This is a genomic window from Paraburkholderia sp. PAMB 6770, from assembly GCF_057748135.1.
The window spans coordinates 58,390-84,296 of record NZ_CM173239.1 but is presented as its reverse complement, the minus strand read 5'-3'; the positions used below and the strand labels follow the sequence as shown (position 1 = coordinate 84,296).

General features: G+C 66.0%; 24 protein-coding genes, 1 pseudogene and 1 riboswitch. Of the genes and pseudogenes, 7 read left to right on the top strand and 18 right to left on the bottom strand.

Annotated features, from left to right (window positions below; genetic code table 11):
- Positions 1-138: 138 nt before the first annotated feature.
- The 5 genes and pseudogenes from AC3AP7_RS17960 (at position 139) to gstA (ending at position 5,268) form a co-directional block, all read left to right on the top strand.
- Positions 139-666: a DUF3304 domain-containing protein gene (locus AC3AP7_RS17960; protein ID WP_487363938.1), complete on the top strand. Its 528-nt coding sequence runs from the start codon at positions 139-141 to the stop codon at positions 664-666.
- A 601-nt stretch (positions 667-1,267) separates the two neighbouring features.
- Positions 1,268-1,795: a DUF3304 domain-containing protein gene (locus AC3AP7_RS17955; RefSeq protein ID WP_488324846.1), complete on the top strand. Its 528-nt coding sequence runs from the start codon at positions 1,268-1,270 to the stop codon at positions 1,793-1,795.
- Positions 1,796-1,816: 21 nt separating this feature from the next.
- On the top strand, positions 1,817-3,421 hold the full coding sequence (locus AC3AP7_RS17950; protein ID WP_487363936.1) for a T6SS phospholipase effector Tle1-like catalytic domain-containing protein: 1,605 nt from the start codon (positions 1,817-1,819) through the stop codon (positions 3,419-3,421).
- Between the two features lie 62 nt (positions 3,422-3,483).
- Positions 3,484-4,098: pseudogene (locus AC3AP7_RS17945) on the top strand (IS110 family transposase); the annotation flags it as partial.
- 558 nt (positions 4,099-4,656) lie between these two features.
- Positions 4,657-5,268 carry a glutathione transferase GstA gene (gene gstA / locus AC3AP7_RS17940; RefSeq protein ID WP_487363935.1) on the top strand — a complete coding sequence of 204 codons (612 nt, stop codon included), beginning with the start codon at positions 4,657-4,659 and terminating at the stop codon, positions 5,266-5,268.
- Positions 5,269-5,700: 432 nt separating this feature from the next.
- Here gstA and AC3AP7_RS17935 read toward each other — a convergent pair whose 3' ends face one another.
- The 15 genes from AC3AP7_RS17935 to AC3AP7_RS17865 form a co-directional block, all read right to left on the bottom strand.
- The gene (locus AC3AP7_RS17935) at positions 5,701-7,140 is read right to left on the bottom strand and encodes an NAD-dependent succinate-semialdehyde dehydrogenase (protein ID WP_487363934.1); all 1,440 of its coding nucleotides are present in this window, start codon (positions 7,138-7,140) and stop codon (positions 5,701-5,703) included.
- On the bottom strand, positions 7,137-8,174 hold the full coding sequence (locus AC3AP7_RS17930) for an aldo/keto reductase (RefSeq protein ID WP_487363933.1): 1,038 nt from the start codon (positions 8,172-8,174) through the stop codon (positions 7,137-7,139). Before AC3AP7_RS17930 ends, AC3AP7_RS17935 begins: the two co-directional genes overlap by 4 nt.
- A gap of 71 nt (positions 8,175-8,245) precedes the next feature.
- Positions 8,246-8,770, bottom strand: coding sequence for a formaldehyde-activating enzyme (fae, locus tag AC3AP7_RS17925; RefSeq protein WP_487363932.1), 525 nt, complete (start codon positions 8,768-8,770; stop codon positions 8,246-8,248).
- Positions 8,771-9,358: 588 nt separating this feature from the next.
- The gene (locus tag AC3AP7_RS17920) at positions 9,359-9,649 is read right to left on the bottom strand and encodes an H-NS histone family protein (RefSeq protein ID WP_487363931.1); all 291 of its coding nucleotides are present in this window, start codon (positions 9,647-9,649) and stop codon (positions 9,359-9,361) included.
- 79 nt (positions 9,650-9,728) lie between these two features.
- Positions 9,729-10,928: a serine hydrolase domain-containing protein gene (locus AC3AP7_RS17915; RefSeq protein WP_487363930.1), complete on the bottom strand. Its 1,200-nt coding sequence runs from the start codon at positions 10,926-10,928 to the stop codon at positions 9,729-9,731.
- A 30-nt stretch (positions 10,929-10,958) separates the two neighbouring features.
- Positions 10,959-11,174: a hypothetical protein gene (locus AC3AP7_RS17910; RefSeq protein ID WP_487363929.1), complete on the bottom strand. Its 216-nt coding sequence runs from the start codon at positions 11,172-11,174 to the stop codon at positions 10,959-10,961.
- Positions 11,175-11,658: 484 nt separating this feature from the next.
- Positions 11,659-11,943, bottom strand: a complete 285-nt coding sequence (locus tag AC3AP7_RS17905; RefSeq protein WP_487363928.1) for a hypothetical protein — start codon at positions 11,941-11,943, stop codon at positions 11,659-11,661.
- A gap of 155 nt (positions 11,944-12,098) precedes the next feature.
- On the bottom strand, positions 12,099-12,881 hold the full coding sequence (locus AC3AP7_RS17900; RefSeq protein WP_487363927.1) for an SDR family oxidoreductase: 783 nt from the start codon (positions 12,879-12,881) through the stop codon (positions 12,099-12,101).
- Between the two features lie 45 nt (positions 12,882-12,926).
- Positions 12,927-14,396, bottom strand: coding sequence for an FGGY family carbohydrate kinase (locus tag AC3AP7_RS17895; RefSeq protein WP_487363926.1), 1,470 nt, complete (start codon positions 14,394-14,396; stop codon positions 12,927-12,929).
- A gap of 65 nt (positions 14,397-14,461) precedes the next feature.
- Positions 14,462-15,997 (bottom strand): sugar ABC transporter ATP-binding protein, encoded by a 1,536-nt coding sequence (locus tag AC3AP7_RS17890; protein WP_487363925.1) that lies wholly within the window; start codon positions 15,995-15,997, stop codon positions 14,462-14,464.
- 70 nt (positions 15,998-16,067) lie between these two features.
- Positions 16,068-17,009 carry a substrate-binding domain-containing protein gene (locus AC3AP7_RS17885; protein ID WP_487363924.1) on the bottom strand — a complete coding sequence of 314 codons (942 nt, stop codon included), beginning with the start codon at positions 17,007-17,009 and terminating at the stop codon, positions 16,068-16,070.
- 104 nt (positions 17,010-17,113) lie between these two features.
- Positions 17,114-18,145 carry an ABC transporter permease gene (locus tag AC3AP7_RS17880; protein WP_487363923.1) on the bottom strand — a complete coding sequence of 344 codons (1,032 nt, stop codon included), beginning with the start codon at positions 18,143-18,145 and terminating at the stop codon, positions 17,114-17,116.
- A 55-nt stretch (positions 18,146-18,200) separates the two neighbouring features.
- Complete coding sequence (locus AC3AP7_RS17875; protein WP_487363922.1) at positions 18,201-18,998, bottom strand: GolD/DthD family dehydrogenase; 798 nt, start codon at positions 18,996-18,998, stop codon at positions 18,201-18,203.
- Between the two features lie 49 nt (positions 18,999-19,047).
- Positions 19,048-20,022 (bottom strand): transketolase family protein, encoded by a 975-nt coding sequence (locus AC3AP7_RS17870; RefSeq protein ID WP_487363921.1) that lies wholly within the window; start codon positions 20,020-20,022, stop codon positions 19,048-19,050.
- Complete coding sequence (locus AC3AP7_RS17865) at positions 20,015-20,857, bottom strand: transketolase (RefSeq protein WP_487363920.1); 843 nt, start codon at positions 20,855-20,857, stop codon at positions 20,015-20,017. Before AC3AP7_RS17865 ends, AC3AP7_RS17870 begins: the two co-directional genes overlap by 8 nt.
- A 275-nt stretch (positions 20,858-21,132) precedes the next feature.
- Here AC3AP7_RS17865 and AC3AP7_RS17860 point away from each other — a divergent pair, with 275 nt between their 5' ends.
- A complete protein-coding gene (locus AC3AP7_RS17860) occupies positions 21,133-21,903 on the top strand; it encodes a DeoR/GlpR family DNA-binding transcription regulator (protein ID WP_487363919.1) in 771 nt (256 codons plus the stop codon).
- A 91-nt stretch (positions 21,904-21,994) separates the two neighbouring features.
- On the opposite strand, the gene AC3AP7_RS17855 is transcribed toward AC3AP7_RS17860, so the two are convergent.
- From AC3AP7_RS17855 to AC3AP7_RS17845, 3 genes are all read right to left on the bottom strand, one after another.
- Positions 21,995-22,501 (bottom strand): 6,7-dimethyl-8-ribityllumazine synthase, encoded by a 507-nt coding sequence (locus AC3AP7_RS17855; protein ID WP_487363918.1) that lies wholly within the window; start codon positions 22,499-22,501, stop codon positions 21,995-21,997.
- A 65-nt stretch (positions 22,502-22,566) separates the two neighbouring features.
- Positions 22,567-22,725: riboswitch (FMN riboswitch) on the bottom strand.
- Between the two features lie 199 nt (positions 22,726-22,924).
- On the bottom strand, positions 22,925-24,556 hold the full coding sequence (locus tag AC3AP7_RS17850; protein ID WP_487363917.1) for a hypothetical protein: 1,632 nt from the start codon (positions 24,554-24,556) through the stop codon (positions 22,925-22,927).
- A 134-nt stretch (positions 24,557-24,690) separates the two neighbouring features.
- Entirely contained in the window at positions 24,691-25,173 is a 483-nt protein-coding gene (locus AC3AP7_RS17845; protein ID WP_487363916.1) for a hypothetical protein, read from the bottom strand.
- A gap of 206 nt (positions 25,174-25,379) precedes the next feature.
- Between AC3AP7_RS17845 and AC3AP7_RS17840 the strand changes: the two genes are divergently transcribed.
- The gene (locus AC3AP7_RS17840; protein WP_487363915.1) at positions 25,380-25,874 is read left to right on the top strand and encodes a phasin family protein; all 495 of its coding nucleotides are present in this window, start codon (positions 25,380-25,382) and stop codon (positions 25,872-25,874) included.
- The last annotated feature ends 33 nt before the right edge of the window (positions 25,875-25,907 follow it).

Genomic DNA, 25,907 nt, shown 5'->3' with positions numbered 1-25,907 from the left:
ACGACAAATTTTCGGACTGGTGGCGATTGCCTCTGCCCGGCTGGTCAGATATCAAGGTGATCCCGCTTCAAGTCTGAAGATAGTGCGGCCCACCGCCGCCGCTTGCCTGCCAACAATCCTCGAAAAGGAAAATCGACCATGCCCGGAGTCCAGAAAAGCCATTCTGCGTATCTCTTCATCGCTGCCCGTTCGCTGGCGGCATCCCGGCGCACCGCGGCACTGGCGGCTGGTGCGGTGATCGCACTGTCGGCATGCGGACATGCGTTGCCCGATGACCCCTTCGCCAGCGAAGGCCGGGCGATGGCGATGGTGCCGATCAATCACACCGACCGGTACGCGGTCAATATTTTCGTGGACAAGTACTGGGCTGGAGATGTAACGCACCAGTCAGGCGGCGGCGCCGCTGCCTGCTGCTATCCGGGGCTGAAGGACTGGAAACAGCCTGTGACGGTCAGGTGGACCTGGGGCTGGGAAGAAGATCCCAGGACGAAGGCCGTAACGATGCCGGACGCACCGCACACGGTCGTTACTCACTTCCCCTCCAGTGGCCCACACAACGACCCGGACCCAGGAAAAGACGATGCCTATGTCTGCGTGATCCTGCGCGACCTCAACACGGTGGAACTGGAGTTCTCGCCGTCAGCGTCTGGCTGTGCCGACAAATAACCACAGAGGAATCCTTACCCTGCCGCTTCTGATCCCGTCGAATCACCCCTTTCCCTTGTCGCGAAACAGGCCACGCATTGCTTTCACTCCCCTGAGCAGCAGCACGCGAATCTACCGCGCAGGCGCGTCATCGCAGACCGGATGCACACGGCGTTCGCGCTGGGTTCACCCCGGCACGCCGAGGCCAGAACGTACCTCACCAACCCGAGAATCGGGCTCAAGATGGTCCGGGACCAGACGCGCGGCGCGAAAGGGCATCGCAGGTTGGATCGTTTCCTCCTTGAGGTAATCCGGTGACGGGTAGACACGGACGGATTGGGCACAACCTGTCGAGGCGGCGCGGGAAAGGCGTGCCGCGCCTGAAGTCCTGATCCTGAAGATGGCGGGGGAAGCGCGGGCGGTCGATGGCGACGACGATGCAGTAGCGGTTTAGCTGTCGCCAGCTGCGCCGCCTCTTCGGCATAAATGACAAATTCGGACTGGTGGCGATTGCGTCTGTCCGGCCGCTCAGATATCAAGGTGATCGGACTTCAAGTCTGAAGATAGCGCGGCCTACCGCCGCCGCTTGCCTGCCAACAATCCACAAAAAGGAAAATCGACCATGCCCGGAGTCCGGAAAAGCCATTCTGCGTATCGCTTCATCGCTGCCCGTTCGCTGGCGGCATCCCGGCGCACCGCGGCACTGGCCGCTGGTGCGGTGATTGCACTGTCGGCGTGCGGACATGCGTTGCCCGATGACCCCTTCGCCAGCGAAGGCCAGGCGATGGCGATGGTGCCGATCAATCACACCAACCGGTACGCGGTCAATATTTTTGTCGATAAGTACTGGGCTGGAGACGCTGATGAACATTCAGGCGGCGGCGCCGCTGCCTGCTGCTATCCGGGGCTGAAGGACTGGAAACAGCCTGTGACGGTCAGGTGGACCTGGGGGGCTGAAGATGATCCGAAAACCAAGGCCATAACAATGCCGGATGCGCCACACACAGTCGTTACTCACTTCCCCTCCAATGGCCCGCACAACGACCCGGACCCAAGAAAAGACGATGCCTATGTCTGCGTGATCCTGCGCGACCTCAACACGGTGGAACTTGCGTTTTCGCCAAACCGATCTGGCTGTGCCGACAAATAACCACAGAGGAATCGTTAGGCTATGACTGTACGCCAGGCTGGTGCACCCGTTACGGACGAGGATCTTCGCAGTGCCGTGATGTTCGGTGGGATGAAAAAAATGCAGGAATTGTCTTCCCCCGCTAACAAGGCAGGCCCTATCTCGTTGAGAGATACCAAATGCCGCCTGTATCCCAAGCTCTCGTTCTTCTTCGACGGTACCGGCAATAATCTTGACATTGACGAGCCGTTACAGCGCCTCTCGAACGTTGCCAAGCTTTATCGTGCCGCAACCAGCGATCAGAAAGGAAGAGGTGCTACCCCAACGTATATCCCTGGCGTGGGCACTCCATTCAAGGTGCCGAAGCTTGTGGGCTATACCGACAAACTATCGGACGACAAGGGCGGTGCACTGGGGCTGGGGCTGGGCAGTGGCGGCGAGATGCGTATCCAGTTTGCACTGGCCGAATTCTCGCGAATCCTCGAACTCGACTGGAGTTCGGCATCGTGGCGCTGCATGCAGTTTATCGATGTCTCGATCTTCGGCTTTTCGCGTGGTGCGACCGGGGCGCGGGCGTTTGTGCGGAGGTTGACTGAAAAAAAGTGCCAGCGCACGGACAGCGGCCTGATCTGGCAAGCCCCGAATGGAGAGCGCACGCCGGTACGGATCCGATTCATGGGGCTGTTCGATACGGTGGCGTCGGTGGGTGGCCCAACGCTGCATCTGGACTGGGCCAGCGAACTCGCGGTACCGCCCGAAGTCGAGCGCTGCGTGCATTTCGTTTCGGCGCACGAGGTGCGCGAAGCGTTTCCGCTTGATTCGGTCCGCGTAGGCCGCCACTATCCCGCCCACTGCGAGGAAGTCGTTTATCCGGGTGTGCATTCGGATGTGGGCGGGGGATACGAGCCGGACGTACAGGGACGCAGCAACCTGCTGTCGCGCATCCCCTTGCGCCACATGCTGGCCGAGGCCATCCAGGCTGGAGTGCCAATGCGGCTGCCGGAGAATTTGAGTTTGCGTATTCGAGAAGACTACACGCTCGCGGACGACGACCCGGTGTCAAGCCTGTACCAAGGCTACATGGCGGCATTGCCGCCCGCAGACGGGGACGACGTCGAATCACTGATGCACGCGCATCGCCGCCTGAATTTCCAGTGGCGCGGAGCGGTGGAGCGTCAGCCCCGCGATACGCGCATTCTCGGGCGGCTGTATGGAAAGGTCAGTGCGGCGTGCGAAAGTGTGCGGCCCGCGACGGACGCCGACCATCCCGCGTGCAGCCCCGGCAAGTGGACCTATGACGTTCCACCGCATCCGGACGAGCAGGCCAGACAATTGTTGCGGGAGCAACGCAGACTGGTGCAACGGGTGGCGTTCCTGCGTAACCCCATCGTGCGTCCCGCAAACAACCGCGACTGGCCGCCGCCCGAGCCGCGCAACCGGACCGCCTATGAAGACCTGATCCTCAGCGCGTGGGATAACCGAGGCGCCTTGGCAGCCGCCGTTGACGGACTGCTGGCCGAACACGTCCACGATTCCGTTGCGCACTTCACTTCGTGGCCCTGTGCGCTCTATGACCCGCGGGGCCTGTATTGCGACGGCGAGAAGTACTATGCCGACGTTGGGGATCGCAGCGTCGAGACGGCATGACGATGCCTCACGGGAATGTATTGCCTGCTAGCGCATGCGCCGCTCACGCTTGCATCATCGGGCGGCATGGCTACCCGCAGATGCTGCTTTGGATGCGCGCATTTGGCAAGCTTGTCCGGGTCGGCGTCGAGTTCACTGGAACCTGCGGCCCTGGCTTGCTTCGCTACTTGCAGCAATCCCATGTAACCGTGCTGGAGGTCACCACGCCCGATAAAAGCGACCGACGCCGACGAGGCAAGGACGAAATGCTGAATGCCTGCTGCGCGGCTCGCGCGTCCTTCGCGGGTGTTCGCACAGTCACGCTAAAGACGCGCGATGGCATGACCGAATCGCTACGTATGCTGAAAGTCTGCCGGAAGACAGCCCTCTCGACGCGTCGGGTCGCGTTGCCGCTGATCCGCAACACCATCATCGGCGGACCTGACAACTTACACGAGTCGTTACGCGCGATGACGCGCATGCAGCTCATCCGGACGTGAGCCGCGCGTCGGTCCGAGCCGACCGACTACCGTAACTTGACTTCGGCTTAACGGATTACGCTGAAGTCACTGTGACGTCGGTATCTGGAGTCGCATGATGAGATCGCCGATCTCGATGTCATGATAGCGGTCCTCGTTGACGAACGCGCTCCCGATCTGGCTCCCCGCAATTCGATTGGCTACGAGTCGGCTTCACAACAGGAGGCTGTCGCCTGAACAGCAAACAGCTCGTCGAGGACGCCGGCCTCGTGTTGTCCGACATTCGAATTTCTGTGTGCGACTGGGCAACGGCGTTCGAACTGATACGCGAAAGCATGGGCATATCGCACGCTCCAGAATCGATGCTGCCAAGTGCGCGGCAAACACTGCGCGTGCTGAATCTCGATACGCCGACATACCGCGAGTTCAGCCTCGTTCGCTCCGAGGTAAGCACCCGCGGTCTGTGCATTCTTTGATCACCTGCGACGCACACGCCGCGCGAACCGGCCGGCCGTCCCCTTCACACGGTTGTAAAGCCTCGCGCCGCCAACGGGCGCGTGCCCGGAAACGATCGGCCTTCCTCGGCACGAACCGGCACGGCGATCATCTCTACATAGAATATCATCAGGACAACTAATACTTCCTCAATTGAAGCTTAACTTTACGTCATGTATCATCAGGCTATAGGATCGCCTGTGCAAACGGTCGAACAATAGCGCAGGCAACAGTATCCAGCATGTTCGCCACGGTCTGGACGCAACCGAGAAATCCAACACCATGAAATTGTACTTTTCCCCCAATGCGTGCTCGCTGTCTCCACACATCGTCTTGCGCGAACTCGGCCTGCCGTTCGAACTGATTCGTGTCAACAACAAGACGAAGCAGACCTCGGAAGGCCGCAGCTTTCTGGAAGTGAACCCAAAGGGCTACGTCGCGGCGCTGGTGCTCGACAATGGCGAGGTGCTAACGGAAGGCCCTGCGATTCTCCAGTACCTCGCCGACCTGAGGCCCGAAGCCAGACTGGCGCCCCCGAGCGGGAGCTGGGAGCGCGTGCGGCTCCAGGAAACCCTGAATTTCATCACGTCAGAAATTCACGCCGGTTGCAGCCCGCTGTTCAACGCCGAGATTCCTGACGACGTTAAAGGTATCTTCAAGGAAAAGCTCTACAAGCGTCTTGACAACGTCGATGCCACACTCTCGCGCACCGACTACCTCATGGGTGAATTCGGTATTGCCGACGCCTATCTGTACACGGTGCTCACATGGCTGCCGCTGTTCTCGATCGACATCACGCGCTGGCCGTCGCTCGCGCGCTTCATGGATCGCATCGATTCCCGCGCAACCGTCAAGGCCGCGCTCGCCGCCGAGAAAGCGGCGCCCGCGGTCTGATACTGCGATGTCGCTTCAGCCGGGATCACTGGCTAATGAACCATGCAAGAACAGGGGCGCGTCGCGTTCTTCAGTGCGCCTATGACGGGTGTCCTCGAAAGCGGTGCGCCGATCGTCGCAGCGGACGAGGTTGTCGACTCACGTGGCGTATCCGTCGTCGAATCGGAGGAGGATGGCGTGATCGCGCATGCGGGAATCGCTGCGCGAGAACGCCGAACAAGTCGTCCGGCCAGGTTAGGCCCGCCGTAGCGCAGGCCCTCCAGCATGTATGTCCAGCGTGGGCGCACGCTCGTGAGTGGAAAGCCTGTCGCAAGCGATCGTCGCAAATGCGCTGAATCACGACTGACCGCGGGCGCACCCGGCGGACCCACGCCCCACGACAACCCACCCGATCCGCCGCGCGCCGCAACACACGCCGGCGCGCGACAGCCCCTATCGGCCAAGCCCACCCATCATCACATACTTCAATTCCATATACTCGTCGAGACCGTACTTCGATCCTTCACGGCCGAGCCCCGACTCCTTCACGCCGCCGAACGGCGCGACCTCGGTTGACAGGATGCCTTCGTTCACGGCGACCATCCCGCTTTCGAGCGCTTCCGCCACCCGCCACGCGCGGCCCAGATCGCGCGTATAGAAGTACGCGGACAACCCAAAAGGCGTGTCGTTCGCCAGCGCCACCGCTTCCTCTTCCGTCTTGAAGCGAAAGCACGCCGCCACCGGACCAAAGGTTTCCTCAGCCGCGATCAGCATCGACTTCGACGCTTCCGTCAGCACGGTCGGCTCATAGAACGTGCCGCCGAGCGCATGCCGCTGCGCGCCGGTCAGCACCTTCGCGCCCTTTTGCAGCGCGTCGGCGACGTGCGCCTCGACCTTCCTGAGCGCCGCCGCATTGATGAGCGGCCCCTGTTCGAAATCGCCGTCGAGCGCCGGGCCGACGCGCAGCGTCTGCACCGCCCGCGTGAGCGCCGCAGCAAACGCGTCGTACACGCCGTCCTGCACGTAAAAGCGGTTCACGCAAACGCAGGTCTGCCCGGTATTGCGGAACTTCGATGCGATCGCGCCCTGCACGGCCGCGTCGATATCGGCGTCGTCGAACACGATGAACGGCGCGTTGCCGCCGAGTTCGAGCGAGAGCTTCTTCAGCGTATCCGACGACTGCTTCGCGAGCAGCTTGCCGACCCGCGTCGAGCCGGTAAACGACAGCTTGCGCACCACCGGCGACGCGGTCAGCGCGCCGCCGATCGCGACCGCGTCGCCCGAGACGATGTTGAACACGCCGGCCGGAATGCCCGCGCGCCCGGCCAGCACCGCGAGCGCGAACGCCGACAGCGGCGTCTCCTCGGATGGCTTGAGCACCATCGTGCAGCCGGCGGCAAGCGCCGGGCCCGCCTTGCGCGTGATCATCGCCAGCGGGAAATTCCACGGCGTGATCGCGGCCACGACGCCGATCGGCTCGCGCGTCACGACGATCCGCGCATTCGGATTCGGGCTCGGAATCACGTCGCCATAGGCGCGCTTCGCTTCCTCCGCGAACCACTCGAAAAAGCTCGCCGCATAGCCGACCTCCCCGCGCGCCTCGGCAAGCGGCTTGCCCTGCTCGCGCGACATCAGTTCGGCAAGCACGTCGCGGTGCTCGAGCATCAGTTCGCCCCAGCGCTTCACGCGCGCGCCGCGCTCCTTCGCGCTCAGCGCGCGCCATGCGGGAAACGCGTGCGCGGCGGCGGCGATCGCCTCGCGGGTTTCCTGCTCGCCGCCTTTGGCGACCTGCGCGATCGTCTCGCCCGTGGCGGGATTCAGCACGGCATACGTGGCCTCGCCCTGACGCCACTCGCCGTTGATAAAGTGTCCGGTACGCAATAGCGGGTTCATGCTGCCTTGTCCAATGTCTGAAGGAACGCCCCCTGCGCGGCCCGCGCTTCGCGCGCGATGCGCTTGCCCGCCGTGTAATCGTTGATCAGATCGCACGGCGTGTAGTTGCGTTCGAGTTCGTGAAGTTCGTCGTCGGCGAGCGTCGTGCCGAGCGCCGCCAGCGCGCTGTCGAATTGCGCGGGCGTATCCGCGCCGACCAGCATGCTCGCCACCCCGGAGCGGCTCAGCACCCATGCCTGCGCGATCTGCGCCGACGACACGCCGCGTGCCGCCGCCACCCGCGCCACCGACGCGGCAATCGCCTGCGAGGCCGGATCGCCGTACATCTGCGCGGTAAAGAAATCGGTCTGGTTGCGCGTCGAAGCCGCATCCCCGGTCAGCAGGCCACGTGCCAGCGGACTGAACACCGACACGCCCACGCCCTGATCGGCACAGTACGGCATCATTTCGCGCTCTTCCTCGCGATACGCGAGATTGAGCTGCAACTGCATGTTGACCGGCTTGTGCCAGCCGTGACGTTCGCAGACCTGCATGATCTTCGCGAACTGCCACGTGTACATCGTCGACACGCCGATGTAGCGCGCCTTGCCCGCGCGCACGATGTCGTCGAGCGCGCTCATCGTCTCTTCGACCGGCGTGTTCACGTCGAAGAAGTGCAGCATGTACAGGTCGACGTAGTCCATGCCGAGCCGCGCCAGCGACGCGTCGATGCCGTCCATGATGTGCTTGCGCGAATGGCCGCCCGCGTTCGGGTAGCTGCCCATGTCGTAGCCGACCTTGGTGGTCACGACGATCTCCTCGCGGCGCGCGACGCGCTTCAGGATCCGCCCGACCACTTCCTCGCCGACGCCGGTCGAATAGAAGTCCGCGAGGTCGATGAAGTTCACGCCGGCTTCGAGCGCATGGCGCACGATCGGCTCGCTTTGCGCCTCGTCGAAAATCCACGGCTTCCACTGCGGCGTGCCCATGTTCATCGTGCCGAGGCACAGACGCGAAACCTTCAGGCCGGACTGGCCGAGGCGAACATATTCCATGATGTAGTCTCCTTGTCGCGGCGCGCGCACCGCTCCCCGGCGCGCGCGGCCCGCATCGCGTAGCGGTGGGATCAGCGGTGCTTCGGCGTGTAGAACGGGTTCGACACGTCGCGCGCGGCGGCGAACACCTCATCGCGATGCGGCAGCCCCTTCATCGCCGCGACGATCGCGTTCTTGCAGGCGCGGTAGTTGTTGTCGAACACCGCGTCGAGGTCGTCCGTTTTCGGGTTGACCCAGTTCGCCGACACGACGACCCAGTCGTTCTCCGCTTCGGGCGGCAGCGTGCCGTTTTCGAGCGACTCGGCCACCGCCTTCGCGATGCCTGCCTGCGATGCGCCCCAGGTCGCGTTGCCGTGGAATTCGCCTTCGATCTGCGCCTTGTTCACATAGAGCGTGAGCGGCTTGGCCGGAATGCCGGGACGGGCGATCACGACGAACGGCGCATGGCCGGCCGACGGCGTCGACAGCGCGGTCGCGAACGCCTGACCCGCGGGACCGTTGCGCGGGCCCACCAGCACGTTGATGTGCGCGAGGTTGACGCCGGGTCCTTCGAATCCTTCGCCGATATACAGTTGCTTTTCCGTCGATGCGCTCATGTCAGATCCCGTGAGGGGTTGGATGGATGAGCGGATTGTGCTGTCGGAGCCCGACAGCCATGAAGCGATGTTTTTTGATCCGGGTTATGAGGCGGACTCAACTCCGGGTTTGTCCTGGGCGCGCCGATCCGGCGGGCGCCGGCGCCGGTTCAAGGTGAGGATTTTCGGGAGCCGCGAGCCGATACATCCGGCCCGCGGGATGCTCGCGCGCCATGCCGCGAACGCGCAACCCCGTCGCGCGCGGGCACCCGGCCGCGCCACGGGGAACCCGGACATCGGCCAAGGCGCCCTATCACGGTTTTCGCGTCCGCAACAAACGCTTTTGAATCAACGACCTGGAGATGATCCGAAGGCTGCAGGCGCCGGGCCGCCGCGTAGCAGGCGTCTCGGCTCAGGAGGAGCGATGCGGCGCGCGCAGCATGCAAAAGCCCGCAGGACGGCCGGGACGCGCGACGGGGAATCGGAGAGCCACGGGCGCACAAAACGCCGCGGCAAGCACGAAAGGTGAGGATTTTCGGGAGCGTTGCGGCGGCGCACCACCGCAGGCGCGCTGTGCCGCCCGGCGAGGCATGCGCCGGCCGCCGCGCGTCAGTCGGCGATCAGGAAACGGTCGCGATTCTTGCCATTCAGCCATGCGGGCGCGCGGCCGCGGCCGCTCCACGTCTCGCCGGTCTTCGGATTGCGGTATTTCGGCGGCAGCGGCTTTTTCTTCGCTCTCGCGCTCTTGCTCGAAAAACCGAGTTCTTCGGCCGTGATCGCATACTCGGCGATCTTTTCCCTGATTTCGGCAATGGCCTGTTTGATCTCCCGGTCGCGCGCGACGGCGACTTCCTTGTGGAGTTTTTCGAGCTGGACTGTCAACTGCTTGTAGGTGGCCATGTAAGGTCTCTCCGACAAATTTGAACGACAGCATTGTGACCCTATCAGACCGAAAAAGTGCCGGATAGCGCGCGCATGCTCAGTCGTCGATCGCGTCGTAGAGCCTCCTTTCGAATTCCACCGGCATCGCAAACGGTTCGAGCGCGCGCCGCTGGATCAGCATCAGGCCGATCATGTCCTCGACCGGGTCGCCGAACCAGCTGGTCCCGTACGCGCCCGGCCAGCCGAACGACCCCGTCGAGCGATAGCCGAGCGCAAGCTGCTGCGCCGGATCGTCGACGACCGACAAGCCGAGTCCGAAACCCTGGCCCGCCCAGACGATGTGGCCGAATGCGGGCGCGCGCCGCTGGTCGCGGCTCAGGAAGTTCGAGCGCATCAGGTCGACCGAGCGGTGCGACAGCAGCCGGACCTCGCCAACCCGGCCGCGGCCGAGCAGCATCCGCGCAAACTGCAGATAGTCCGCGGCGCTCGACACCAGCCCGCCGCCGCCGCCCTGAAAACGCTGCGGATTGGCCCAGCGGCTCGCGGGCGGACGGTCGTCGACCACCCGCCGGCGCGTGGCGGGATCGATACTGTAGGCCGTCGCGAGGCGCGGCAACTGGTCCGCCGGCAGCCAGAACGCGGTATCGCGCATGCCGAGCGGCGCAAAAATGCGGGTGCGGAAAAAGTCGCCGAGTGCCATCCCGCTGACGCGCTGGATCAGCACGCCGAGGATGTCGGTAGCGATGCCGTAATGCCAGCGTGTCCCCGGGTGGAACATCAGCGGCAGCGTCGCGACGCGCGCGAGCCACGTCGCGTTGTCCGCCTTCGACTCGAAACCGTTGAACACGGCCTCGTACGCCTGCGCAAGCGGGCCCGCCGCGGTGAAGTGATACGCGTAGCCGGCGCGGTGCGTCAGCAGGTCGAGCACCGTGACCGGCGCGCGCGCGGGCTCGGTGTGCTCGAGCGCGCCGGCCGGGTCGCGCAGCACGCGCGGCGCAGCCAGTTCCGGCAGCCACTGGGCCACCGGCGCATCGAGTGCGAGCTGGTCCTCTTCGGCAAGCATCAGGATGGCCGCGCTCGTGACCGGCTTGGTCATCGACGCAATGCGAAACAGGGTGTCGCGCTGCATCGGCAGGCGCTCGGCGTCGTCGCGCCAGCCGAGCGCCTCGAAATGGCCGATTTCGCCGCGCCGCCACGCGAGCGTCACGACGCCCGCAACCTCGGCGCGCTCGACATAGCCTTGCATCGCCGCTGTCAGGCGCGCAAGCCGCGCCAGCGAAAAACCTGATCGTTGCATCGATAGTCCCGGCCCGGCAAAGTCCGATGCTCAGCGCCGGCCAGGCGAGCCTGCGCGGGCTTCGAGGGCGCTGAGCGCGTCGTTGAGCCGCTTGACGCGGCTCGCCTGCGACGGCACCAGCACGCCGCCCGACACCGAATTGACACGATTACGCCAATAAGCGAGCGGAATACGATCGGCAGCGGAGATATGCGAAATGACGCGCTCCAGATGCTCGATGTCTCGTTCGAGTTGATAGTGATCCATTGCTTCCCCGGATTGAACGCAGTACCCACGATTCGAAACGTGCAAAGTGCCGCCTGATCCCGCTTTTATCGTTGTGCGCGGCCCAGATAATGGGCCGCATGGGTCGTGTTCCGTCCGTTTTCCGGACGTCCGGCCGGGTCGCGCGCGGGAAAGCGCTTCAATCTGACATTAGTCGCAAAATGCGACGCGTTCCGTTAGCCGCCGCACCCAAGCCGGTGAATTCGTTCTGCATCAAGTTGGCGGGGCATCTGACGCGCGCGGCAGATTATCACGACATTAAGTCTGTTGTGTGCGACAACGGATTTCTTTTAGCGCCGACGGGATTATGCAATTCGCAATGAATAATCGGACTGGCATTGCGTTGGGACCATCGCGCGCCCGGGAATCGACGCGAAATAGCCGGCCCGTTTGCGGAGAAAAAGAGACGCGCGAAAGGAGCATGACAGCCGGGGGGCGGGACCGCCGCCGCCCCCATCGGCGTCACTCACTGGCTGGCGGACGGACAGGCGTAGATCAGGCTCATCGTGCCGTTGTTGCCCGACTGCCTGACAGTCTGATACTGGCCACCGCAATTGGCGCGCGCCTGCTGCGCGCACGAGTCGGAGCCCACCGGACATTGCACCAGAACCGTCGGACGACCGTCCGGCAGAAACAGCGGCGGGCTGCTGCTGCAAGCGCCGAGCAGCGCGGCAAGCGCAAGTCCGGCGCCGCCGCACGCGATACGGGTCGCGCGCGTCGCAAGCACAGGGATGGCGTGGCTGAATTTCATGGGCACCCGGTTCCTTTCTCATTCTTCGATCCGGCGATTGTGCCATGCGCGCGTTGCACTGCGTCACTGTCCTGCGATGCGGGCGATCGGGACGGCCGCCCCGCCGGCCGTCGGCGGGCGCACAGCCTGCGGACCGCGAGCGCCGTCGGCATGCCTCACGACATGAACATGCCGCCGTCGACGTTGATCGTCTGCCCCGTGATGTAAGCGGCGTCGTCCGATGCGAGAAAGGTCACGAGGCCCGCGACATCCGCGCCGGTGCCGGCCCGCTTCATCGGAATGGCGTCGACCCATTGCGCCATCAGTTCGCCCGGCTTGTAGTGGCCGAGCAGCTTGCCCCACGCTTCGTCGTTATACGACCACATGTCGGTCGTGATGATGCCCGGACAGAACGCATTGACCGTGATGCCGGTCGCCGCCAGTTCCTTCGCCAGGCTTTGCGTGATGCCGACCACGCCGAACTTGCTGGCCGCGTAGTGCGGCGTATAGATGAAGCCCTGGCGCGCCTGTCCCGACGCCGTGTTGATCAGCCGCCCGGTCTTGCCGGCGGCGAGCATCCGCGTGGCGGCCTCCTGGCAGCACAGGAACACGCCCTTCGTGTTGACCGCGAGCACCTTGTCCCATTCGGCCTCGCTCAGGTCCTGCAGCTTCGCGATCGTGATGACGCCCGCGTTCTGCACCGACACGTCGACTTCGCCGAGCTTCGCGGCCACCTCCTCGTACAGCGCTTTCACGGCATGCCGGTCGGTCACGTCGGTTTCGACGCCGAGCGCATCGAAACCCGCATCGCGCAGCTGCGCGGCCGCATCGAAGACGGCCTTCTCGTTCGCCGACACGCACACCTTCGCCCCTTCGCGCGCGAAGCGCCCGGCGATTCCGAGGCCGATACCGCGGCTGCCGCCGGTAATCACCACCACCTTCTGCTCAAAACGTTTCATGTCGATCTCCTTCTTCGTTGCTTCCAGTTCGAGGTGCTGACGAGGCTAGAGCCGTTCGATCCAGCGCAGCCACTGCGCGTGGTTGTCCGCCGCCTGCGCGCGCCCGCCGCCGGGCTCCACGCGGCGCAGCACCGTGCGCTGCGCGCGATGCGCGCCGATGTCGCCGATCAGGCCGAGTTGCCACGCGCCGAGCGTCGCCGCGCCGGCCGCCGAGATTTCGGTCAGCTCCAGCGTGCTCACCGGCCGGTCGAGCGTATCGGCGAGGTACTGCAGCAGGAACGGCCGCTGCACGAGTCCGCCGTCGAGAAAGAGTTCGCGCAGCGGCAAGCGGGCCGCGCGCTCCATCACCGTGATCACGTCCTTGATCTGATAGATGATCGATTCGTACGCCGCGCGCGCGACGTGTTGCCACGACGTCGAAAAGTCGAGCCCGACGATCTGCGCGCCGCCCGGATACTTCCAGTGCGGGCAACCGATGCCGGAAAACGCCGGAATCAGATACACGCCGCCGTTGTCGAACGTGCTGAATGCGTGCTCGGCGGCCGCGAAATCGTCGAACAGGCCCAGCTTGTCCTTCAGCCATGCCGGCGTCGAACCCGCGCTGATCACGATGCCCTCCAGCGCATGATCGACGCGCTCGCCCGCGCCGAAGCACAGCGTCGACACGAGGCCGTCGATCGGCGGCTGCGCGCGCGCGCCGACGTTCATCATCAGCGACGAACCGGTGCCCATCGTCGCCTTCGCCAGCCCCGGCGCGAGACAGCCTTCGCCGACCGCGGCCGCGTGCGAGTCGCCGATCATCGCGACAACCGGCAACGCGTTCGGCAGCAGCCCGTCGAAGTCGGTCCAGCCGAACTCCGCCGCCGACGGCCGCACGTCCGGCAAATGCAGGCCGTCCAGCCCGAAGCGCGCGATCAGTTCGCGGTCCCAGTCGAGCGCGTGCAGGTTGAACAGCATCGTGCGCGAGGCGTTCGTGTAGTCGGTCAGATAGGCCGCGCCGCGCGTGAGCCGGTAGAGCAGCCACGTGTCGACGGTGCCGAAGTACGCGTCGCCCGCGTCGATCGCGGCGCGCACGCGCGCGTCGTTCTCGCGCAGCCAGATCAGCTTCGACGCGGAGAAATACGGGTCGATCAGCAAGCCAGTGCGCTGCGCGATGGTCGCGGACAGCCCCTCGGCACGCAGCCGTTCGCACACGGGCAGCGACCGCTGGCACTGCCAGGACACCGCCGGCGCAAGCGGCTCGCCGGCCCCGTTCCAGACGACCGCCGTTTCGCGCTGATTGGACACGCACACGCCGGCCAGCTGCGCGGCCTCGCCGCCGAAGTTCGCAACGCATTGCGCGACCGCGTCGCGCACCGAACCCCACAGCGCCTGCGCATCCTGCTCGACGAAGCCCGCGCGCGGATGCGCGCTGCCGACCGGCGTGAACGCTTTTGCATGGACATGGCCGAGTGCGTCGAAGATCAGCGCCTTCGTTCCGCTCGTCCCCTGATCGATGGCCAGCACGTATTGCATGTTTCGACATCCCAGGAAAATACCTTGTCCGGCGCGCTTCGCGCAGAATGCGCGGCGCCGGTCGCTCAGGCGGTGGCAAGCTCCATCACGCGCACGTCGCTTGCCTCTTCGCGCGACAGCACGCCCTGGCAACGTCCGCGCGCGAGCACCATCACACGATGCGACAGGCCGAGCACCTCGTCGAGATCCGAGCTGACGACCACCACGGCGACACCGCTCGCGGCAAGCTTCGCAATCACCTCGTAGATCGCGGCGCGCGCACCGACGTCGATGCCGCGCGTCGGCTCGTCGAGAATCACGACCTTCGGCTCGCGCGCGAGCCACTTGGCAAGCACGACCTTCTGCTGGTTGCCGCCCGACAGGCTGCCTGCGCGCTGCTGCGGCCGCCCCTTCACGCCAAGCCGGTGAATCAGCGCGTCGGCGAACTCGCGCACCTGCTGCGGCTGCATCCAGCCGCCGCGGCCGAGCCGGTCGAGGCTGCCGTACGCCAGATTGTCCTCGATCGAATGATCGAGCACGACGCCTTGCGCCTTGCGGTCCTCGGGCACCAGCACGAGGCCCGCGCGTATCGCGTCCGCCGGGCCGTTCAGATGCAGCACGTCGCCGCCGACCGACACGCTGCCGCCCGCCACCGGGTCCGCCCCCGCAATCGCGCGCACGAGTTCCGTGCGCCCCGCGCCGACGATACCGGCGATGCCGAACACCTCGCCCGCCCGCACCGTAAACGACACGTCATGGAACGCACCTTCGGCCGACGTGAGCGAGCGGACGTCGAGCATCGCCGTGTCGCGCGGCGCGGCAAAGCGCGGAAAAATGCGCTCGACGTTGCGCCCGACCATCTGCTCGATCAGCGTCCTGACAGGCACGCTGCCGTTTTCGTGGCTCGCGATCAGCCGGCCGTCGCGCAGCACGACCACGCGATCGGCAATCCGAGCGATCTCGTCAAGCCGATGACTGATGTAGATGAACGACACGCCCTGCGCGCGCAGCGCCGCAATCTGCTCGAACAGCCGGTCGGTTTCCGCGCCGCCGAGCGCGGCGGTCGGTTCGTCGAGAATCAGCAGGCGCGCGTCGAGCGTGAGCGCCTTCGCGATCTCGACCTGCTGCTGCGCCGCGACGCGCAACGTGCGCACGACGCGCGTCGCCGGCACATCGAGGCCGAGCCGGCGCAATTGCTCCTCCGCGCGGCGCGCCATGTCGGCGCGGTCGATCTTGCCGTGCTTCGTCGGCAGCCGCCCGACGAACACGTTTTCCGCAATCGACAGATCCGGCAGCAGCCGCGTTTCCTGATGGATCAGCCCGATCCCCGCCGCAAGCGCGTCGCGTGGCGACTGCGGCGCATACGGCTTGCCCGCCCATGCCATGCGCGCGCCCGGATCGGGCTGCAGCGCACCGGCGATGATCGACGACAGCGTGGACTTGCCCGCGCCGTTCTCGCCCAGCAGCGCGACCACGGTGCCGGGCCGCACGTCCAGATCGATGCCGCCGAGCACGACGTTGCGGCTGAAGGTCTTGCCGACGCCGCGCACGATCAGCCCGCTGTGCGCGATATCCCGGATGGGCTCGCCGGCGTCGGAGGTTGCCGTGGCGCTCGATGTCATGATTCGCTCCAAGGTGGCGGGATCGACCGGGCCCAGGGCCGGTCGTCCCGGTTCTGCATGCGCGGACGGCTCAGGGATGATGCGTGATGAACGGCCCGACGTTCGCCTTCGTCGTCAGCGTGGCCGGCAGCAGTTGCTGCGCCGGCACCGGCTTCTTCGCGATCAGCGCGAGCGCCGAGTCGACGGCCATGCGTCCCATGCGCTGCGTCTGCTGCGTCATCGTCACGTCGATCACGCCGTCGCGCACCGCCTTCAGCCCGGCGATGTCGCCGTCGAAGCCGGCGATCAGCACCTTGTGCCCGAGGTTCGAAATCTTCACCGCCTGCGCCGCGCCGAGCGCCATCGCATCCGCGTGTCCGAAGATCACGTTGATGTCCGGATTGCGCTGCAGCATGTCCTGCGCGACCGCGAAGCCCTTGTCCTGCGCCCAGTCGGCCGGTTGACGCGCGACCACCTTGATGCCGGGCGCCTTCGAGATCGCTTCCGTGAAGCCTTTTTCGCGCGCAAGCTCCGGCGTCGTGCCAAGCTGGCCCTGCAGCTCCGCGAGGACGGCATGCCCCTTCGTCTGCTTCACGATCCAGTTGCCGAGCTGCTTCGCCGCGGCCACGCTGTCGGTCGCGATGAAGGTGTCGCCCGGCGCATCCGGCGGATTGCGGTCCACCGCGATCACCGGCACGCCCGCGGCCTTCGCCGCGCGCACCGGCACACCGGCAGCCGTGGCGCCCGCCGGAATGTAGATGAGCGCATTGATCTTGCGGGTGAGCAGATCCTGCACCTGGTTCACCTGTGTCGCGGCGTCGCCCTTCGCGTCGACGGTGATCACGTTCACGCCCTTCTCTTTCGCGTAGGCTTCGACGGACTGCTTGATCTGGTTGAAGAAGTCGGCCTGCAGGTTGGCAACCGCAAGGCCGATGGTGACCGTGCCGGCTGCCGACGCGGCGGGCGACGCGAACGCGAAGCCGAGCGAAGCAGCCACTGCAAGAAGGGAGGAACAGGCGAAGCGTCGATTCATGTGTGTCTCCTGGTGGTTTCTGGTTATTGCCTGGTTGTTTCTGGTTGTTGCCTGGTTGCCGGTCGAACCGAGGGGTGAAGCCGGTCCCGAAGCGCCGCGCGACGCTACGCCGCGCTGCGCCGGCGCAGCGTATCGGCGCCGACCGCGAGCACGATCACCATGCCGATCACGATCTGCTGGATGAACGGGGAAACGCCGATCAGGTTCAGGCCGTTGCGCAGCACACCGATCGTCAGTACACCGAATGCTGTGCCGACCACCGAGCCGGTGCCGCCGACGAGACTCGCGCCGCCGATCACCACGGCGGCGATCGTGTCGAGTTCGTAACCGGTGCCCGCGCTCGGCTGCGACGAGTCGAGGCGGCTGGCAAGCACGACACCCGCGACGCCCGAGAGCGCACCGCACAGCGTGTAGACCGCGACGGTCGTCGCGCGCACCTTGATGCCCGCGAGGCGCGCGACTTCGGCGCTGCCGCCGATCGCATACAGGCTGCGCCCGGCGGCGCGATACTTCAGGATCACGAAGCCGACGACCATCAGCGCGACGAACAGCGCGACCGTGAGCGACAGAAAGCCGAAATGGCGGTCGATCGACAGCGCGGTGAACCAGTCCGGATAGCCGACGATCTGCTCGCCGTTGGTAATCAGGTTCGCGAGCCCGCGCGCAATCGACATCATCGCGAGCGTCGCGATGAACGCAGGCAGCCGCACGACGACGTTCAGCAACCCCGACACGAGGCCGCACAAGGCGGCCACCGCGATGCTCGCCGGAATCGCGATCGCGAAGGACAGCCCCGCGTTGTTCGCGAGCCAGCCCATCACCATCATGCCGAGCCCGAGCACCGAGCCCACCGACAGGTCGATGCCGCCGATGATGATCACCGCGGTCATGCCGAGCGCCATGATGCCGAGCACGGTGATCTGGTCGAGCACGTTCAGCAGGTTGCGCAGCGACAGGAACGAGGGCGTCAGCAGCGAAATCACGACGCACAGGAACACCAGGCTGATCAGCGGCCCCTGTTCGAGCAGCAACGTAAGCCGCGCGCGATGCGACGCACGCGCCGCCGCCGCGCTCGGCTCCGGCCGCAATGGTTCGCGCTCCGGCAATTCAGCGCTGTTTTCGATGGACTTGCTCACGGGTCGTCTCCTGTTATGGCGTGATGGGCGCACTCATGCGGGGCGCCGGCGGGGCTCAGTAAATCGTGTAGCCGCCGTCGATCATCAGGTCGGCGCCGCTGATCATGTCCGCGCCGTTCGATGCGAGAAACACGATCGCCGCGGCGATCTCGTCGGTATAGGCGAAGCGGCCGACCGGAATCTGATCCTTCATCCGCTCGCCTTTTTCGCCATCCCATGCGGCCGCGCCCATCGGCGTGAGCACGACGGTCGGCGACACCGTATTGACGGTGATGCCGCGACGGCTCCATTCCTTCGCGAGCACTTTGGTCATGCCGATCAGCCCGGCCTTCGCCGACGTGTACGCGCAATGCTGGTCGATCGCGACGCTGGCCGCCTGCGACGCGATGTTGATGATCTTCGCCCGGTGCCCGCGTGCAAACACGTGCCGCGCAAAATGCTTCGCGCACAGGAACGGGCCGGTCAGGTTCACGTCGATCTGGCGGCGCCATTCGTCGAGCGTGATGTCCTCGGCGCGCGTGAGCGTGATCGTGCCGGCCGCGTTGACGAGCAGATGCAGCGCGCCGAAACGCGCGGCCGCTGCTTCGATCGCCGCGGCGACGTCCGCTTCGTTGCCCACGTCGCATGCGAACGCCGCCGCGTGCGACGGCCCGAGTATCTCGAGTGCGGCCGCGACTTTCTCCTCTTCGAAGCGCGGATACAGGATCGCCACGCGGGCGCCCTTCGCGATCAATGCTGCGTTGGTCGCCATCGCGATCCCGCCGAGACCGCCCGCGACGACGGCCACCTGGCCGTCGAGCCGGAACGCGAAATCGACGCCGTGCTTCAGCGACATGTCGTACTGGGTTGTCATGCGTGTCTCCTGACTGATTCGTGATGGGCGTCGTAATAGGCGTTGCGGCTCACGGGCGGGGCGCGCCGGCCATGTCGAGCACCGCGCGCTCGATGCCCTGCGCGTCGATGCCGTAGTGACGGCGGATGCCGGCGCGCGTGCCGTAAGTGGCGAATTCGCCTTCCGTGACGCCGAGCATGCGCAGCCGCCGCGCAATGCCGCGCCGCGCGAGCTGCACGGCGACGAGCGCGCCGATGCCGCCATGCAGCGAATGCTCCTCGACGGTCACGATGTCGTCGTGCGCGCAGAGAATCTCGACGAGCCGGTCGGTATCGAGCGGCCGGATCGACGACAGGTTCACGAGCGTCGGCGCGATGCCGTGCGTCTCGAGCGCCTGGCACGCGGCGAACGCTTCGCCGACCACCGAGCCGAGTGCGACGAGCGCGACGCGCCGCCCACCGGCGTCGCTGCTCGGGCGTCCGTGCAGCAAGACGTCGGGCTGGCCCGGCGCGAACGCGTACTCGGCGTCGTGCAGCACCGGGAATTTCGCGTTGTCGAGCCGGATGTACACCGGACCGTCGATACCCGCCGCGTAGCGCACGATCTGCGCAGCTTCGGGCGCGTCGCACGGCGCAAAAATCTGCACGTTGCCGAGCCCGCTCATGATCGACACGTCGTCGATTGCATGGTGCGTCGACGCGAGCGGGCCGTAGGCGACGCCCGCGTTCAGTCCGAGCATCTTCACGTTGGTCCGGCTATAGCAGATATCGTTCTTCACCTGCTCGTTCGCGCGAGCGACGAGGAACGGCGCCGCGTTCGCGGTGAACACGACGTGCCCGCCGAGCGCCATGCCGGCCGCCATGCCGACCATGTTCTGCTCGGCAATGCCGACGTTGATCACGCGGTCCTCATGACGCGACTGGAACGCGCCGATCTTCGCGGTCGATGTCGAATCGCTCACCATCACGACCACGTCGGCGCCCGCGTCGGCCAGTTCCACGAGCGCGCCGACGACGCCGTCGCGCAGGTCCGCTGCTTCATGCATGGTCGAGCTCCTTCAATGCGAGCGCGAGCTCGTCCTCGTTCGGATACTTGTGATGCCACGCGGCGACATTCTCCATGAACGACACGCCGCGGCCTTTCACCGTTTGTGCGATCACGGCCTTTGGCTTTCCATTATGGAAATCCATTTTTTCTATTAGTCTCGAAATTTGAAACGGATCATTTCCGTTCGTTTCGTGCACTTCCATCCCGAATGCGGCGAACTTCTGATCGAGCGGCTCGAGATCCATGATCTTCTTCGTCGTGTCCGCGAGCTGCAGATGGTTGCGGTCGACGATGACGACGAGGTTGTCGAGCCCGAAATGGCTGGCGGCCATCAGCGCTTCCCAGTTCGAGCCTTCCTCCAGTTCGCCGTCGCCGGTCAGCACGAACACGCGCCCGGGCGCCGGCGTGCCGGCGGCGCGGCGGCGCTTCGCAAGCGCGAGGCCCGCCGCGATCGGCAAGCCGTGGCCGAGTGCGCCGGTGTTCACCGTCACGTAGCCCGGCAGCTTCTGGCGCACCGGATGGCCGGGCAGACGCGAATGATCGCGCAGGTAGCCCGTCAGTTCGGCATCGGCCAGCCAGCCGAGCTCCGCGAAGCAGCAATACAGGCCGCCCACGCCGTGGCCCTTGCTGAGCACGAACTCGTCGTGCCACGCGAGCGGATCGGCGCGATAGCGCATCACGCGGAAATACAGCGCCACGAGAATGTCGACCTCCGACATGTCGCCCCCTGTATGGCCGCTGCGCGCCGCGGCGTTCATCATGCAGATCCGTTTGCGGATCGCGCGGGCGCGCGCCTTCAGCTCAGCGTCGGCAAGCGAAAATGGGTTTTCCATATACTTTCCATCTGTTTCCTTTGTGTTGTTATTAGTTTCGAATACAAGCGGAAGAAGGTCAAGGAGTTTCGCTCGCTTTCTGTCCCAGTGAATACCCTGGATCGCCGCACACCCGACCGGATGGGGTAATCCCGGCAGATGCGGCGGCCGGACCGCCCCGGCTTCGGTTTTCTAATTGGAAAGTCGAGTTATAATCAATCGAAACCATGCGCAACGTCCGTTGTCCCGGCCGCCACGGCCGCGGCGGCACACTGCGCCCAGCCCGGAAAGGCACGATGGATCAGAAAACCCGCTGTGAAAATATCTATGCGACCGTGCGCGACATGAAGGCGGTCAAGCTGTCGGATCTCGCGCGCACGTTCGACGTGTCGATGCCGACGATCCGCAAGGACGTCGATACGCTAGAGCGCGACGGCCTCGTCGAACGCGTGCACGGACTCGTGCGCCTGAAGACGCTGTCGTACATGTTCGACGGCACCGGGATGAGTCATCTGCAGCCGAGCGCGGCCAAGGTGTGGATCGGCGCGAAGGCGTCCACGCTGGTGAGCAACGGCGATTCGATGATCCTCGATTGCGGCGCGACCACCACCGAGATGGCGAAGAACCTGGTCGGCCGCCAGCATCTGCGCATCGTCACGAACGCGCTGAACATCGCGATGCTGCTCGGCAACGAACCGTCGAACCGCGTGATGCTGACCGGCGGCCAGTTCATGCCGGAGACGCTCGCGGTGTCCGGCGAGCGCGCGTCGGCGTTCTTCGAAGGGATGTTCGTCGACAAGCTGTTTCTTGCGGCGGGCGGCGTGTCGAAGGAAGGCGGCATTTCGTACCCGGACTTCATCGACCTGCACGTGAAAAACGGCATGATCGGCGCCGCGCGTCACGTGTACCTGCTCGCCGACTCGCAGAAGTTCGGGCGTCGCGAGTTCGCGACGTTCGGGGCGATGGACCGCGTCCATACGGTCGTGACCGACCGTGGCCTCGCGGCCGAGCATCTGAAGTGGCTGGAGAGCCTCGGCATCGACGTGCTGTTCGCCGACGCCCCCTAACCGGCGCGCCATCGCGCACCGGCGGCCGGCAAGCCGGCCCCGGTACGCGCGGGCGACGGCGTGGACGGCGTGGACGGCGCGCGGGCGGCGCTTACGCGGCCTGCGTCACCGGCAGCAGCGCGGCCTCGCCGCGCAATGCGGCGACCTTGCGCATCGTGTCGACGCACGCGTGCGCGAGCTCGGTCCCCTTCACGACGAAGTGCTCGCGAAAGAACCCCACGTGCTCGCTGGAGCCGTGGAAATGATGCGGCGTGAGCACGGCCGACAGCACGACCGTCTCGGTGTCGAGCTGCACCTGCATGAGCCCGGAAATCACCGCCTGCGCGACGAAGTCGTGCCGGTAGATGCCGCCGTCGACGACCAGCCCGGCGCAGGCAACCGCTGCGTAGCGGCCGGTTTTGGCGAGCAGCTTCGCGTGCAGCGGCAGCTCGAACGCGCCGGGCACTTCGAAGAAATCGCACTCGGATTCCTGGATGCCCGCGCGGGCGAGGCCGGCGACGAACGACGCGCGGCACTGATCGACGATGTCCTTGTGCCAGCACGACTGGACGAAGGCAATCCGGCGGGAAGAAGACGAAACGGAATGAAGCGGGGTCATGGAATGGTCCTGTGTGAAAAGACAATGGGCGCACAGGGCCAAGCCGCGCAGACATGCGCTTCCAACCCCGCTCTCTCTCATCCGGACTATGACCGTCGGCCCCGGAATCACACCGGGTCTGCTTGACCTTGCCGCACGCAGTGGGTGCGGCAAGCGCTCGCGGGCTACGCGTCGTCGACGCGATTACCGCCGGTGGGGAATTTCGCCCCGCCCTGAGAACGTTCGCGGTCTCGACGACCGCAGCGCGAATTTAACACAACCCCCATAGCCCCGCTGCGGACAGGGATTGAACGCGCCTTCAGGTGCAATCCGTTTGGGTCCGGGCCGCTTCGCCGGCTTCTGGCAGACCGTGCTCGCGCGCGCGGAGTGCCTGCACGCGCGATATCGCCCCCCAACCTCGTGCCAACCCTGCGCTCACACCTGCTACAACGGCACGCCGGCGCGCGAACAGGCGCGCCGTGGATCCAGATCGAGCGTCAGCGGATGGCCGCTCGCGAGCGCATCGGCGTTTGCGAATGCCTCGAAGCGCGGCACGTCGTCAATCAGCGGGGCCAGAAGGATGCGCAGATACGTCCGGCCCAGTTGCTCCGCACGCGGCAGGCCGATGCGCAACAGCTGCCTCAGACAGACCTGCGCCTCGGCGGCGGTTTCGTTTGCTTCGCGCGCGTATTTCCAGCCTGCGCGCGCCGACGCGAACCAGTAGCGCAACGTTGCGCGCGCATACGCTTCGGCGGCGCGCCTGACCCGCTCGTCGCTGAAATTCGCGCGAATTGCTTCAAGCACTTCCGGTGGCAACGCGTCCGGGTCGCCGCCCAGCTCCGCATCCGGGTACGGCAGCGGCGCGGGCGCCGCCGCGTCGCCTTGCGCGGGCCCGGCCTGGACGAGCTGGATGCCGGGCAGCCGCACGGCCGCCGACGAATCGGCAACGAGGAGGGGCCGCACGCGCGAATCCGTCGGCCCGGCCACGGGCAGACGAAGCGCACGCGCCGGAGCGAACGTCGGGCCCGGCGCGCCGGACCGGGTCGCGACAAATACCCGCGCATTGCCGAACACCCGCGCCCGCGCGAATACCCCGGCCCGCGCCGGTCGCACCGCGTCCCGGCCGAAGTCGAGCGAGGCCTCCGCTGGTCCCGGACGGGTCGCCGCGCACGCATGACGAAGCCGCGCGACACTGCTCGCCGCCAGCGACAGCGCCAGGCGTCCGGTGTTCAGGCGCTCGTTCCAGTAGACGTCGACAAACGCATGGCCGATGCCGCTCGCCGGAACGTTCGCCACATCCGGCGGCAGCGGCGGCCGCCAGCCCGGCACCTCGCCGTGCCGCAGCGCGGCGATCACGAGATCGCCTTCGCTGGTTGCATAAGGGCTGCTGCGCGAGGGCGCGGATGACGCGCCGCCCGCGCGCGCGAGCTTCAGGTTGACGCCCTGGTTATCGCCGACGACATAGGCCGACGGCACCCCGAGTCCGAGCACCGCGAGACGCCCGGCGATCGCGCGGGCGTCGAGCGCCAGCACCGCCGCGTTCGTGTACAGGTTGCCGAGCGAATGCGCGACGACGAAAAGCGCCCGCCCGCTCGCGAGCACCTGGGCCATCCTCGCGCTGTCCGCGGCGGTTTGCTGCGCCACGCGTCCGAGAATCGACGGGTCGAAGCTGTGCGCGACCAGCAGCGTCTCCAGCAGGCCGACCGGCAGGCCGATGGGCCCGGCCATCCGGAACGCCCGGTCGTCGAGCGAAAACAGCGTCACGAACAGCCGCGCAATGCTTTGCCGCTCGAGCTCGCCATGCGCTTCGCGCGCCTTCAGCAGGAACACTTCGCTCAGGTTGTTCAGGCCGTCGTCACGGTGATACAGCACCAGCACCGCGTGTGCATCGACGTCCGGACCGAGGTCCGCCAGCCGGAACGACACCGTCATCGCTTCGTCGTTCGCGAACGGCTCGGGCGTCCACACGCCGTTCGCGAACGCCGGCTCGACGAGACAGTCCGCGCCGCTCGCCGCCCGCGCGCACGGGCCCGCACAGGCAAGGGCGGCCAGCAGCACGAGCATCCGGATGACCATGAACGGAAACCCTCGCGGAGCACAGCAATCGCCGGCCGCGACGCGGCAGGGCCGTGATCCTTCGAGTTATAGCCACGCGCGGCGCGCCCGGCCACCAGGGTTTTGCACCGGGCGGCGGCGCGCCCGAAAGCCGTTCACTGGCATAGCGCGAACGCTTCGCGCGCCGCGATATCGCCGTTGCCGAAGATGCCGACTACGGTGCAGTCGGCCGCCACGCATTCGAACATGCTGTAGGCGAACGTGATCACGAAATGGCGCCGCTCGTCGTCCGCTGCGTCGGCGCCCCACGCGTCCGCCACCAGTGAGGAGCCCGCAATTTCATGCGCGCACGCGCGGCGCAGCCCATGCGCGGACAGCGGATGGTCGGCCAGGCCGGCGTCGTCCGGGGGCCCGAACTGGTGAAACACGGGGGCCGCGAACTCGACCGCGCAGAACGGGGCGTCGTCCGCGTCGAATGGACCGAAGCGCTCGTAATCGGCGGCAGCGATCCGGTAGACGATCACGATCCGCCGTTCGTTGGCGATCACCAGGGGCTCCGGCGCATCGTCGGCCGGGTGCGGCACGTCGTCGAGCGGAACGACCCGGTCGATGGCGCGGACGTCGGGAGAGGAATTCATCGGTTTGCGCGGCTCCTTCGCGAATGCGCTGCACTATGCCATGCGCGCGGCGCAACGCCATCACAAAAAAACGGTTGACTTCGTGAAACGAACCCGTAGAATTCGTTTTGTTGCAGCGCAACAAAACCCGTCGATCCCCGCGGCGTGCGGATCCTGCGCCTTTCGAGCCTGTCGCCTTTGCCGCGTTTACCCCCTCAGGAGCCGTGATGAGCACGCCTACGCCCCAACAACTGATCGCCGCCCAGCAAGCCAGCGTGGCATCGTTCTTCGGTCTCGCGAACCAGGTCTTTGCCGGTGTCGAAAAGCTTGTTGCATTGAACCTGCAGGCAGGCAAGGCGAGCCTCGCCGAAAGCCAGGCCCTCTTCGCGAAGGCGCTGGAGGCGAAGCATCCGGGCGAGCTGTTCGCGCTGTCCGCCAGCCTCGCGCAACCCGCATCGCAAAAGGCTGCGGCCTATGGCCGCGAAGTGGGCGAGATCCTGTCGGGCGCGCAGGCCGAACTGTCCAGCACGGCCGCGGCGCAATTCCAGCAGGCCCAGAAGGAAGCGCGCAGCCTGATCGAGAACCTCGCGAAGAACACGCCGGCGGGCAGCGAAGCCGCGATCGCCGCGTGGAAGTCGACGATCTCGGCCAGCCAGGCGGCCTACGAATCGGCCACCAAGGCCGCGAAGCAGTTCTCCACCCTCGCCACGCCGCGCGTCTGAGCACGGCGGCCGCGCACGCGCGCGCGGTGGCAT